We start from the raw sequence: 14176 nt of genomic DNA on the forward strand, positions 1-14176 counted from the left end.
TCGGGCGATAGTCCAAAAGGACGATTTCAAGTTCTTACAATTTGTTGTATTGACAATAGTTTGTCATGACAATAAATTGTTATGAATATGTATTGTTCCTTCTTGTCATCTTTGGTGCAAGCAGGCGGTAATATGATATATCTTTTGCTTGTGTTATCATACCATTGTTCGCTCGTTCTGATTGCAAAATAAATGATATTTCTGCTGATTTTATTACAGCGATGAAGTGCAGGGAAATACGAGGAAAAAGAGTGAATGTCTCTGATAATGAGATATTTGAAAATCTGCCGTAACTTTGCAGGCAGATAGAGAACATGGAGCTAATCTCCCCGAAGCGGACACTCTGAAAGGTGGATGCTTCTATTGCATCATCTCTTGATATTGGCAAGGTGTGTCTTTGTAACACAAACCGCAGTTTGTACCACAAAGACCCTTGCCTCGGTGCGAGGGAGATAATCACTCCAAAGTCGTAATTAGAAGACCAAATGAATATGAATAAAGACACAGAACATCGTTCAGAACGAAAAAAGGTGGAAAAGCCACGCTGGGATAACTGGCATGTACGTCTTCCCAATCTCAAAGACCAGCAAAAAGCGATTGATTTATTTCAGCGTTCAGGAGCAGAAACGAAGTCGGATTTTGTGCGTGGGCGTATTCTTGGAGAGAGTTTTAAGGTCATCACGGTGGATAAATCCGCTGTAGAATACTACCGGAAACTCTCTGAATTGACGGCACAAATCCATAAGATTGGTGTGCTGTATAATCAGACTGTACGTGCTATCAACAGTTATCATTCGGTCAAGACCGCACAAATCCTGCTTGAAAAATTGGCGAAACTGTCGGCTCAAATCATTGCCTTGCAGGAGCAGGCTATCAGTCTTACCATAGATTACCGCAAGAAATGATAGCGAAGATTTCAAGTACGGAGAACCTTGGAGGGGCACTCGGTTATAACTTCAAAAAGGTAGAAAAAGGGGAAGCGAGCATTCTCCATGCAGCAGAGTTGTATCAGAACAAGGAGGGACGTTATACGATGGAAGACGTGCTTGTCGACATGGAGGCTCTGATACCAAAGAAATGCCGGACAAAGAAAACGGTGTTCCATTGTTCCCTCAATCCGCACCCGGACGAGAAGCTCTCCGATGAAACACTCATGCAGATTGCAAGAGAGTATATGGAGGCACTTGGCTATGGCAACCAACCCTATATCGTCTTCAAGCACAACGACATCGCCCGTGAACATATACACATCGTGTCGCTTCGGGTGGACAGTGAGGGGCGAAAGCTCAACGACCGCTTCGAGAAACGAAGGAGTAAACAGATTACAGATGCTTTGGAGAGAAAGTATAATCTCATTCCAAGTTCAAAGGTTACTGACAAGGCGATGAAAGAAACGCCCAAGGTGGATATTGGTAAAGGAAACATCAGGGAGCAGGTGGCAAGCGTTCTTCGCATGGTGCTGAAGCATTACCGCTTCTGTTCATTGGGCGAGTTCAATGCCATTCTGAACAAATATAACCTTACTGTGGAAGAAGTCAAGACGGAGTTTCGGGGAAAGAAGTATGACGGACTGGTTTATGTTCCAACTGATGATAAGGGCGACAAGGTAGGCACACCCATCCACGCCTCGGACATCGGTCGTGGTGTGGGCTATACTGCCGTACAGAACAGGATGCAGAAGTCGAAACAAAACGTCAAACCTCTGATACCAACCGTCAGGAACAAAGTGTTAAAAACAATGCGTACCTCTCCAAAGACAGAGGAAGAACTTCGGCAAAGATTGGAAGAACAAGGCTTGCGTGCAGTAATCCGAAAGAACGAAAGCGGGCGCATCTATGGCATCACATTCATTGACGATAAAGTGGGCGTTGTACTCAATGGCTCACGATTGGGCAAAGGATATGCCGCCAATGTATTCAACACCTATTTCTCTAATCCAACGCATAACCCATTCTTGGACAAGACGCTGTATGGCTGTCCTTCTGTCTGTTTGGAACAATCGGCAACAGTCCAGCCTTTACAATCCAATGCAGAGGAGGGTGATAACCTTGTCGATGAACTCATAGAGGATATGGTGGGGGACTCTTTCGTATCTATGGGCAACGATGATTGGAAAGAAGCGGCTTGGCAGCGTAAACTTCGCAGGCAAAGCAAAGTCAATCTCAGACGGAGGAAAAGATAGGTAAGGTATGTCAAACTTTGTTTGAGCAACATTCAAATGCAATTCAAATAACGATAATACAACAAATATAAAAGCAATACGATTATGGCACAGGAAGATGATTTAAGGGCATTGGGTAAGGTTATGGACTTTATGAGGGGCATATCTGTGATATTCCTCCTCGTTAACTGTTATTGGTTCTGCTACGAGGCATTTCAGCAGTGGCACTTCACACTTGGTATCATCAATAAGATACTGATAAATTTCCAGCGAACGACGGGATTATTTTCGTCTATCCTTTGGACAAAACTCTTTTGCGTGGTTTTTCTTGCTCTCTCATGTTTGGGAACAAAGGGTGTGAAGGAAGAGAAAATTACGTGGCCGAAGATTTGGACGGTGCTTTTCTTAGGCTTTGTCTTTTTTTTCTTAATTGGTGGCTACTGGTATTGCCCATCGGCAAGATCGGGGCAGCTTCTCTCTATATATTTACGCTGTCCGTTGGCTATATCTGCCTGTTGATGGGTGGCGTATGGATGAGCCGACTACTCAAAAACAACCTGATGGACGATGTGTTTAACACTGAGAATGAGAGTTTCATGCAGGAAACACGGTTGATGGAAAATGAATACTCCGTCAATCTTCCTACACGCTTCTACTATAAGAAGAAATGGAACAAGGGTTGGATTAACGTGGTCAATCCGTTTCGTGCTTCGATGGTACTCGGCACACCGGGTTCTGGTAAGTCCTACGCTATTGTGAACAATTATATCAAGCAGCAGATTGAGAAAGGCTTTGCCATGTATATCTACGACTACAAGTTTCCCGACCTTTCCGAGATTGCTTACAATCATCTGCTTCAGCATTTGGATGCTTATAAGGTAAAACCGCAGTTTTATGTCATCAACTTCGATGATCCGAGAAAGTCGCATCGCTGCAATCCCATCAATCCAGCCTTTATGACGGACATATCCGATGCTTACGAAAGTGCCTATACCATCATGCTCAACTTGAACCGCTCGTGGATACAAAAACAGGGAGATTTCTTTGTGGAGTCGCCGATTATCTTGCTGGCTGCCATCATTTGGTTTCTGAAAATCTATGAGGACGGGAAGTATTGCACCTTTCCCCATGCCATCGAATTTCTCAACCGTCCCTACGCACAGATATTCCCGATACTCACTTCCTACGATGAACTTGCCAACTACCTTTCACCCTTTATGGATGCTTGGGAAGGCGGAGCACAGGACCAGTTGCAGGGACAGATTGCCAGTGCCAAAATACCGCTGTCTCGTATGATAAGCCCTGCTCTCTATTGGGTGATGACGGGTGATGATTTTTCACTTGATATTAACAATCCTAATGAGCCGAAAGTGCTTGTGGTAGGTAATAATCCCGACCGCCAGAATATCTATTCGGCTGCACTTGGACTTTACAACAGTCGTATTGTGAAGCTCATTAACAAGAAGAAGCAACTCAAATCATCGGTGATTATCGATGAGTTGCCGACTATCTACTTTCGTGGGCTTGACAACCTCATAGCTACTGCACGAAGCAATAAAGTTGCTGTATGTTTGGGCTTTCAGGACTTTTCACAGCTCACCCGTGACTATGGCGATAAGGAGAGCAAAGTAATACAGAACACTGTAGGTAACGTATTCTCCGGGCAAGTGGTAGGAGAAACAGCCAAGACACTTTCCGAACGGTTTGGAAAGGTTCTCCAGCAACGGCAGTCTATGACCATCAATCGAAACGACAAGTCTACCTCTATCTCCACACAAATGGATAGTCTTATTCCTGCAAGTAAAATTTCAAACCTCACGCAAGGAATGTTTGTAGGAGCAGTGTCCGATAACTTCGATGAACGCATCGACCAGAAGATTTTTCATGCGGAGATAGTCGTGGACTCAACCAAAATTTCCGCTGAAATGAAAACATACCAGTCTATACCTATGATAGTGGACTTCAAAAATAAAGATGGCTCTGATAATCTCAAAGAGACTATCGAAGCCAACTATCGTAAGGTAAAACAAGAGATATTATCACTTGTTGATTCTGAAATTGAGCGGATTAAAAACGATCCCATACTTAGTAATCTTATTAAAGGATAATATTCAGTAATAGCTATAAAATATAGCACTAATAATCTTATAAGTTCCATAATTTATTGGTATTGTAAATAGGATTTCTTGTAGTTCTTATCTTTAGTGTCCATCAAAAACTATCATGAACCAACAGCATATGAGAAAAATTATTTGAACCTAATAAAACCCCGATAGCTTTTTTCTAACTTTCGGGGTTCATATCAATTAGATGTGTCCCTCTTTCAGTAGGAAATGAATTCAGAAGAATCTATAATTGAAAATCCCTTGAATACGCACTGATTTCCATGGGATATCGAATACAAAAGCAGAAAGAACTACTTGACTTGAATGCTCGTGACAATTCTTGGTATAGCTATCGGCTCGGTTACAACACTGTTGTATATTTTTATATCAGGTACCACAGGATTTTTATCGTAATATCAGTTGTCATAAGAGAGTCCGATAGCAGAGTCTTTTTTATGATAGACATCATCTCTCAAAATAGATATACCTAAAATTCTACAAGTCAGCACTACTTGATAGGGGAAACAATATCATGTATTCCAAATTCCTCTAAGGCATAATAATTGCATATATGAGTCTCTTGTATAAAATCAATCATAGCTCATTTAACGGGTACAAAACAACTAACGTCGCCCCACTGATTTTTCATAACGAGCGTATCCTTGCGAAATAAAATATGTTGTACGATAGTTGTTCCATCAGTGCCTATCGTCATACTATCGCCTGCAAACTGATAAGGTATTGCCACAATAGGATATTCATCTACATAATACAAACTATCCTTATCGATATTTAACACAGTAACCTCATCACCACTTGCCGCCCAAGTACCAAATAATCGGGACTGCAGACTCTGTTGAGGCGAAAAGGCCATGCAAGACAGCATAATAAAAGCTGCTATTGAGATAAAACATAATTTTTTCATATTTTCAGATTCTGCTTTAGTTTTCATTCCACCATATAATGCAGATTATACCTGCACAAACTGCGCCAATGAAAAATATAGAAGAAATGACATGCCAAACTGCATTATTCTTATGACTTTCAAATTTATGGAAATAGCCTATATATTCCTCATTTTTTTGACCCAAGAAGTGGGTAAACAGTAAGGAAAGACCACAAGTGATTATAAGAAATATAAGGAAATGGGAATTCTGAATAGGAAGTATTCTAAATTTCTTGAAAACTGATAGAATAAGCATTTCATAAGGAACAAACATAAAAGCTAATGTTCCTTCTGCACGCGCAATACCTATTCCTATATTTATATCATAAAAAACGGCTTCCATCGTTTTATACACATTTCTTATATAGTACTCTAACGTTGGATTATTTTTCTGAATATAGCCAAATGGATTCCAAAAATATAGCCGTTTGCATACACGATTGATAAAAGGTCCAAGTATTCGTATCGGAATACGATAACTCCATCTTTCTGCACAATATAGAGAATATAATAGTCTTATTACAAATAGTTTCATATCTAATAAACGTAATCTTATAAATATTATTTGATATTTGCTTTTTTTGGGCGTAATGGACATTTGGTAGGCTGAAACCTCTCGGTACGCTTTTATTTACTACTTTTGCAGCATTTGAAAACCTATGAATAAAAAAACTGTATCTTCTGTAATAGCTCAAATGTTAAAAAGAATGGGCATCGACGTTCTGTTCAGATGTATTCCTGCAAGGATTGTGGTAGACAATTTCAAGGTGGTCTGCGTATAAATAATATTTCTCTATGTAATGACTATCTGACGGCAAATCGAACGATATCTGATCTATCCACTCTTTATAAATGTTCAGAGCGAACCATACGACGTAGGTTGAGCTTAGTGGTAGATAGCTTTACTGCTACTTACCCCAAATCTGCAGTAATAATATTAGATACAACATACTTTTCCAGGACATTTGGTGTGATGCTTTTTCAGGATGCTTCATCAGGCAAAATACTCTATCGCAAGTTTGTCAAAAACGAAACTAACAGAGATTATCTTGATGGACTTTGGTATATTGCGGAACGTGGAACTATGATAAAAGCAGTGGTGTGTGATGGGCATATAGGACTTTTACAAGCTATAAGTTTCTGTCCCGCATAAATGTGCCAATTTCACCAATTTCAGATAGTTAGAAGACTCCTTACTAACAACCCACATTTGCCTGCAGGCGTTGAACTATTGGCATTAATGAGAAGGATGTTCTCTATGAGAAAAGAAGAGTTTATAACCGCTTTTGATAAATGGAAAGAGTTCCTAAATGAACGAACTCTCCTAATCTCGGGTAAGACAACTTATACACACAGAAGACTGAGAACGGCAAGACGTTCTATTAAGACACATCTGCTATGGCTATATACGTGTGAGGAGTATTCGGATATACAAATACCTAATACAACAAACCTGTTGGAAGGATTTAACTCACAACTTAAAAGAGCACTGCATAATCATAATGGATAGAATGAAGCTAACATGAAGAAGTTTATAGATGGATTCATAAATACAAAAAAGTAGGCTGGAAGAACCAGCCTACCAAATGTCCATTACGCCTTTTTTTACTAATACCAACATAGACCCTTGCTTGCCTTTTTAAAAGTCAAGCAAGGGTTTATGTAAAGAACTAGTGTGCAAAAAAGTCAAAAATAGTATCAGAGAGCCATCCTCCAAATTCTCCTCCATAGGGATCACCAGCCATACCATCAGCAATTCCAAGAGGAACAGGATCTGAGCCTGAACTAACTAATCAGCCAAGAGCTGCACTGCCTATTCGCCCAGTATTCGATTATTCTAATTGATCTTCTATGACAAAGGAAAATAAAGGCCTATCACAAGAATGATTTTTAAAAGTCCTTATGTAAGATTCGGATTTATTACAACTGTTTTGCACATAATTGTAATATGACTCATTTGGAGTCCTATCATAATACCAATTATCATCAGAGTTCTCTATAGTAGAATTATTCATACTATATACATCACCACCTAAGATTGGAATCACTAAAAGTTTGCATATTTGCACTATTTTAAGTGCTTCTTGGTATGGAAAAGCATAGCCCTCAATACCTAAATTCTTCAAGGAATAATATTCAGAAATATCATTATCTTGAATAATTGAAATTATATCATTCTTTTTCATTTAAAAGGACTAAATAATCTATGATTAATATCTCCGTTTGGCTCTTTGATAAATTCAAATACACCGTTTTTTCCTCTATACCATCCTGGGATAGTTAACTTACTTCGCTTAATACCATCGCCACCTATGATTTGTATGACTTGACCATTTTTTTCAAATGCTGTAACTGACTCAGGAAATGAATGGTAGTCATTATTAAGCATCTGCCTTTCGACTTTCCCCGTATATCTAGTATTTTCAAAAAAAGATTTTTCAGGGTGCTTGACAATACTTGATAATAATGAAGAAAAGCCCTCACTTATGGCTGCTCTTACAAAAAATAAGATATCAAATTCTGGATAAACTGCAACTAACGGCTTTTCATGTGGAACATTTGAAATAAACCTTATTTTTATGCTTTTACAAACAACTTCTTGCAAAGGCTCTTGAGCTTCTAGTGTTCCATCAGGCAACCTCTTTACATATCCAGGACCTCCATTACCATCGTATCCATCATGTTCCACAAAATTGAAAGCACCAATTTGTAAACCATTTAAGGCACCTTGCAAGAAGTCACCTCCTGTTGCCCAAGCGATTGCTCCACCGGCAGCAGTTGTAGATGCCATTAATAAATATGGATTCCAATTAGATGACTGCGCAAACGATCCCATACCTGAAGAAGCTGCTCCTGAAATCAATCCATTCCAGAAATTATCTCCATTTAAAGCATTGAATACCCCACTAGACAAGCCATGTGTACCAGCTCTCAACAGTTCATGTCCAAAAGAACCAGCGACACCAAATAGCTGTCCTATTCCATAAGTAGCGGCAGCACTAGCTGCACCTAATAAAGCTCCTTTCCATATTGGTTTGTCTGACATAGCTGCATTCATGACACCCATCATTGCGCCCATTGCAGTTATTGCGATAAAATCGTCAAGGACAAATACATCACCACTAGGATCTGCATATTTGAGAGGATTATTCAGACAATAACTATAGCTGTTATAGTTCTGACTATTGTCTCCTTCCTGTATGTATTTATCAGGGCTTAGGAATCGGCCGAGTACAGGATCATAGACACGGCCGTTCATATTGATGAGGTTGAACTCATTCAGCATCTCATGCCCACCATAACCTCTGATAAGGCCGATAGTATTGACAGACACAGTTTGCTTGCCCCATGCATCATACTCTGCTGAGAACACCTTGCTGCCATTTTCATCAACAACAGACAAAATACTACCTAAGTTGTCCTTAAACGACTGATAGGCATGGAAAGTTCCATTCTGTCGGATAACAATGATATCACCATCCAGATAATAGAATTCGCGAGTGACACCATTAGCAACGACCTTCTCGTAATCGTCCATATAGGTAACTTTACGCAGAATCGTATTACCTTGCTTCAAAATACTAAAGCAACGTTCAAGATCTGGACCATAATCAATGGTCATAACCTTATCATTTTCCTGAAGTGACGAAATCTTGTTGAGGTCATTAAACTGGGTTGTACAATCCTGTGTTGAGATGAGATTATCTGTATTGTCTACTGATGATACCGCATGAGGACGCTCTGCATCATAATAGTACTGACCTATACCTGTCTTAGAAGTGATATTGCCATTCTCGGCATATTTGATTTGCATCGTCTCTTTGGTGCCAACTTTAACAGACACCAATCGATCAAGATTATCATAGCCAAATGTCTCCTCAGAAAGTGAATTACGAGTACGTGAAAGCAAGTTACCTGTTGCTCCATCATAATTCATTTTAAACTGATCAAGAACAATACTGCCATTCTTCAGAACAATATCGTTCTTGAAGCCTCGAGAATCGAGTGTAAACGTTGTCGTATATTTGTTTAAGAATGATGTTCTGGTCTCTAATCCATCATAACCATCAACTTGATATACAATCTTATCATTTGCTGTAGTCTGAGTCTTGTTTCCGTACTTGTCGTATGTATATTTTACAATAAGGTTACCAGGATAAGTAGTCTGTACCAATTGATTGTTTGCATTATATGCATACTTAAACTGATACGTTCCATCACCACTGACTGTTCGTGTTTCGGTAATTATCCGGCCCAATTCGTCATGGGTATATTCTACGCTATTACCGTTTACACTAGTTTTTACTAGATGGTTGATAGAATTACCCGATGTACCATAGGTATTCGTAATTAATGTATTACCAGCCATAGTTGACGCAAGTCGTCCTTCAGCATCATACGTATAGATGGTTGTGATATTACGAGCATCTGTAAATTTCATCACCTTACCATCGGCAGCATACTCATAGTTGATATTGCCGGCATCTGGCGATTGAACTGCAATCTTATTTCCTACTTCATCATATTGGATATAGGTTGTGGCACCATTGGTTGTAATCTCAGCAGGCTTGCCTATTGAAGAGTAGACATAGTCAACTTGTGTAACAGGATCTACTGATTTGACAAGATTACCCCATGCATCGGTAATTTTAGTATAACTTCTACCAGCGGTTGTTTCAGTTACACTACGATTGCCATAGCTAAACGTAGAGGATTTTCCAGAGCTTTTAACATCACTGGTAACACGGCCTCTTTCATCATAGTTAAATGTTTCTGAAAGCGTAAGTTTACCCGTCTTTTCTTCAATCTTAGTCTTCTGTCCCTTAGAATTGTAGGTAGTAGCCAGAGAGTAAGCATTAGCATTCTGCATAACAGACTCCCGGAGCACTTCATGCCCTGCATTATCAAACCATACAGCAACCCATGGCTTTCCGGTAGAAGAAGTTGTGATGAAGTACTTCTTGTCATAGTTAGAACCCCATCCCATTTCTTTGGTAGTAGTAATGCCAAAAGAATTCGTCTCACTAATTTCTGTTCCCCATCCATCATAAACATGCTTAGATGTCAGGATATGAGACTTATTCGTCTCATCATTCTCTGTAAGAACATTACCAAACAAGTCATAGGTATAGGTAGTTACTCGAGGACTGACACTATCATATGCCTTAACGACAAATCGACCGGAAGCATCGTATACATTCGTCTCGGTATTGGCAACAATACCCTTACCAGTCTGAGTTGATGTCAAGACATTACCATAAACGTCATACGTAGTATTAACTGTGAGAGGTAATGTTGACCCATCATTAGCAACTACTTTAATTACCTCACCCTTATCATTATAAGTATATGTAGTTGTAGAAGAGTTTACTTCAGAATCATCTTCATGTTTTTGTGATTTAACAACATTCAGAGGCATCCACTGGTTCATCTTCTGTATATAGCTATTATAAACTACTTTCTTATACATATTATCGCCATCATTTTTGACGATTTCAACCGTAGGTACTCCCTTTGCAGTATCATAAGTAGTATATGTTTCTGATGTATTTCCATCCAAATCGGTCAATGATTTTCGGGAAGTATATGCATAATAATTTTGACCACTTATGTTGTTAGCAATAGTTGTATATGAAACAATCTTTGAAGAATTGCTACCAACGGTTGACATGGTAGTTGTCTGAATAGGTATCCACTTGTCAGTATCCCACTTATCTACAGTTGTTGTTTCCCTAGTGCCTAAGGTAAGGTTCTCTGTGGTCATAGAAGAAAAACCTACTGTACCTTTACCAGCAACATGTAGCTTCAAATCGCCATATTGATATTGTATGGTTTGTGAACCGGCAGCACCATTATCCTTAATGACTTTAGAAACCAAAGGTACAGGAATAGTATAGCTATTTACAGGATAAGCAGAAGAATAAGTCTGAGTATAGACAGATGGATCTGTTGCACTCTTATAATAAATATAGGTCTGCAGACCAAAACCATCTGTAATAGAAGAAATTTTGCCCTTGCTAACTAAATTATAGCCACTACGATAAGTATGAATCTTATCATCAGACTTGTCATTATCTACAAGAAGGTTTTTGCCGAATGAAGCATATTGTACGTCACCATCACCAGTAAAGTCGCCTAAGAATATATTATTAGGTTCAGCATCTTTTTCCTGATGTGTAACATATTCCTTGTGTAATTCAAATCCAGTACCTGTAGATCTAACAAAAAGAGTTTTGGTAAAGTCATAATAATACTTAGAACGGAATCCACCATGGAATACGTAATGAGCCTTGGTTATCACAAAGTCACATTTGCCATCATGATCAAAATCGTAGGCCACCATGTTGAAACGATCATTGTCTTTATTCGTCTTCTGATCGGTTTCACTTAGAGTAACAGCCTCATTGTTGACCGTAAACGTACCATCCCCATTATTGATGGCCAGACCATATTTCCAGTCGCCCTGAAGGAAGGCAAAATCAATCATGCCATCACCATCGAAGTCACCCTGTACAATACGATGCTTATCACCAAGATTGGTTCCCTCCTTTGAATTATATTCCGTATATTTCGTAGAAGATAATTCACCACCATTATTATAGTAAATCTTATAACCTCCATCGTAGAAGACAATGATATCAGTAAGACCATCATGGTTGTAATCACCTACAAAAAGCTTCTTTGGTTCACGAACTAATTTGAATTGAAATTTTGTAGCATCTAAACTGTTACTATCTTTATAACGAAGAATGGCACCATTGTAATAGCCATCCTTAGCACGATCCTCCAAATAGAATAAATCATCGCGACCATCACCATTTGAGTCATAAGTGGTAAACAGTGGAGTATGGTCACAATTAACCAACCTACCGGTAATCTCACTGAAACCACCACCATTCACAATACTCTTGCCCCATACGATGGTATACCTTTCACCATAATTACTCTTATAACCACAATAATATGGAATAATCAGGTCATTATAACCGTCACCATCGAAGTCCATAGCTTGAATACCGCCAATAACATTATTCAAATCATCCATCGAGAATGACGGATTCAAATCAAATTGTTTTGGTGTCTGATAAGTCACATTACCATTAGCATCTTTCTTGCTTAAACTGACAAAAAGGAAGGTTTTCCCCTGTCTGCTCTCACCACCATTATAACGCCATACATAAGCACCTGGAGATAAACGGATAATATCACTTATACCATCATTGTTAACATCTACAGCAATAAACGTCTTGGCACTCTCTTCGATCATGCTAGAAGGAGAACTTGTCTGTACGTTTAGATTCGTATTAGAAATATACAATGAAGACAAATGATCCCAATCAATTTTAATTGGAGCTACCTCACGTCCTGCCCCATTAGCCAAATCTACTTGAGTAAGGCGATAGTACTTATCTTTGGTTTCGTCAGACGTACTATTATAGGTAAATGTATAAGTGCGAAAAACTGAACCATTCGTCTGCGTTGTTATCTTAGACAAATAAACATCCATTTTACCTTGTCTATCACCAATAGCAAACGGACGAGCGTATGAACCTGTCAAAGAACTGTACGTAAAGAGAATTAAATTGGTAATACCACGACTCTTAGCTGTATTAAGACCATACTCAATACTAACAGGTCGAAGGTTGTAATTCGTTGTCGTATAATGATATTTTACCAAATTACTATGTACATCAGTAGTTTGATTGATATACCATGCAGCAATACATGTTACACTCTTTCTATTTACAAAAGACAAACGTGAATCGCTTGTGTTACCTAACTGATAAGTCTTGCCATCAGCACAAACAACAGAAAACCAACATGCACTCGTATTGATATTATTATGGAGGGTTACTATTGTGTAAGGATCACCTTCAGGAGTATACGTAGAGCCATTATAACCATAAGTTCCTGTTTTCAATATCAAGCGTTGTCCATTGAGAAATAGGGCATCACCTATACCATACGAAGTTCCAGCAATTTGCTTATCATGATACAAATCCTTGCAGCCACGTGTAATGCATGATAAACCAGTAATGTTAAAACCAAAACCGGCCAAACCGTTACCCGACTGACTATTATAACTTACACCGATAGAAGGGGTAAGGCTACCACCATTAGGTGCAGATATATCAATACTATAAACTGCAGCTCCTGAATTATTTACACTAAGTGCTCCCTTAGGACTACCAACATCATAGGTACTGGACATAGATGTTGGTGGAGTTGGTACCAATGGCTTGTCAGGATGAAAAGGTAAGATAGGATCTCCTGGGTCAATTGGTAGTATAGGGTCTCCTGGATCAATAGGATCAATAGGATGAATAGGACCGATAGGATCTAACGGCTCCCACCATGGCTTATCTGGATTTGGATAGAGTCTATCAAATTTATTAGCCGTAGCAGTAATTGCTTTTTGCTTAGTTATTGTTCTGATTGAATCATTGCTAGCATTCGCAGAAATTGTACTCGCCAAACCTGTTACTACAGTAAAAAGTAGTGCTTGAAGTAAATTCTTTTTCATTGCTTTACAATTTTCCAGGTAGTTGATTGTCCGTTAATTGTGATTTGAAGTAAATAGACTCCATTAGGCTGATTGCTTATATCCACATCGGCATTGTCGGAGCTTACATCGAATGCAAAAATCTGTGTGCCTTGTATAGAATAAACACCCAAGTGACATTTGTCACTAGTCTCTAAGTCTGAGATACTAACTTTTAGATTGCCCTGAGTTGGATTCGGGTAGATTTTAACCGAATGTTCTCTCAACCTTTCGGAATAGAAGTCCTGGCTTTCAAAAGACTGCTTCTTCGCCATTGCTTGTGAAGCTGACATGACAATTTCTCGTTTTATACGATTCCCTGCCATATCGTAGGCATACCCAATCTTGGATTGGGCAAATGTAAAAGCCGGGAATAACATTAAGCAAAAATAAAGAAAGATTTTCCTCATAATTTTATTTTA

General features: G+C 39.0%; 7 protein-coding genes and 3 pseudogenes. 5 read left to right on the top strand and 5 right to left on the bottom strand.

The window, feature by feature from the left end:
* Positions 1 to 491 precede the first annotated feature (491 nt).
* The 3 genes and pseudogenes from HMPREF0650_RS02710 (at position 492) to mobC (ending at position 4269) form a co-directional block, all read left to right on the top strand.
* A complete protein-coding gene (locus tag HMPREF0650_RS02710; RefSeq protein ID WP_040562198.1) occupies positions 492 to 905 on the top strand; it encodes a plasmid mobilization protein in 414 nt (137 codons plus the stop codon).
* Entirely contained in the window at positions 902 to 2182 is a 1281-nt protein-coding gene (gene mobB, locus HMPREF0650_RS02715) for a conjugal transfer protein MobB (protein ID WP_004348198.1), read from the top strand. The genes HMPREF0650_RS02710 and mobB overlap by 4 nt, the downstream gene beginning before the upstream one ends.
* A 132-nt stretch (positions 2183 to 2314) precedes the next feature.
* A pseudogene (gene mobC, locus HMPREF0650_RS02720) lies at positions 2315 to 4269 on the top strand (conjugal transfer protein MobC).
* Between the two features lie 598 nt (positions 4270 to 4867).
* On the opposite strand, the gene HMPREF0650_RS02725 reads toward mobC, so the two are convergent.
* Both HMPREF0650_RS02725 and HMPREF0650_RS12985 read right to left on the bottom strand, forming a co-directional pair.
* Positions 4868 to 5191, bottom strand: a complete 324-nt coding sequence (locus tag HMPREF0650_RS02725) for a hypothetical protein (RefSeq protein WP_040562217.1) — start codon at positions 5189 to 5191, stop codon at positions 4868 to 4870.
* A 16-nt stretch (positions 5192 to 5207) separates the two neighbouring features.
* Positions 5208 to 5747 carry a hypothetical protein gene (locus tag HMPREF0650_RS12985; protein ID WP_040562199.1) on the bottom strand — a complete coding sequence of 180 codons (540 nt, stop codon included), beginning with the start codon at positions 5745 to 5747 and terminating at the stop codon, positions 5208 to 5210.
* 141 nt (positions 5748 to 5888) lie between these two features.
* Here HMPREF0650_RS12985 and HMPREF0650_RS13780 point away from each other — a divergent pair.
* Together HMPREF0650_RS13780 and HMPREF0650_RS13675 are read left to right on the top strand one after the other, a co-directional pair.
* A pseudogene (locus HMPREF0650_RS13780) lies at positions 5889 to 5936 on the top strand (hypothetical protein); the annotation flags it as partial.
* Between the two features lie 6 nt (positions 5937 to 5942).
* Positions 5943 to 6722: pseudogene (locus HMPREF0650_RS13675) on the top strand (IS256 family transposase, variant Zn-binding type).
* A gap of 322 nt (positions 6723 to 7044) precedes the next feature.
* Here the strand turns inward: HMPREF0650_RS13675 and imm40 are convergent.
* From imm40 to HMPREF0650_RS02755, 3 genes are read right to left on the bottom strand one after another with little or no spacing between them, the layout of a single operon-like run.
* Positions 7045 to 7398 (bottom strand): Imm40 family immunity protein, encoded by a 354-nt coding sequence (gene imm40, locus HMPREF0650_RS02745; RefSeq protein ID WP_040562200.1) that lies wholly within the window; start codon positions 7396 to 7398, stop codon positions 7045 to 7047.
* Entirely contained in the window at positions 7395 to 13736 is a 6342-nt protein-coding gene (locus HMPREF0650_RS12625) for an FG-GAP-like repeat-containing protein (protein ID WP_004348202.1), read from the bottom strand. The genes imm40 and HMPREF0650_RS12625 overlap by 4 nt, the downstream gene beginning before the upstream one ends.
* Entirely contained in the window at positions 13733 to 14164 is a 432-nt protein-coding gene (locus HMPREF0650_RS02755) for a T9SS type A sorting domain-containing protein (RefSeq protein ID WP_040562201.1), read from the bottom strand. The genes HMPREF0650_RS12625 and HMPREF0650_RS02755 overlap by 4 nt, the downstream gene beginning before the upstream one ends.
* Positions 14165 to 14176 lie beyond the last annotated feature (12 nt).

The sequence above is a fragment of the Hoylesella buccalis ATCC 35310 genome (assembly GCF_000177075.1).
Classification (GTDB): Bacteria; Bacteroidota; Bacteroidia; order Bacteroidales; family Bacteroidaceae; genus Prevotella; species Prevotella buccalis.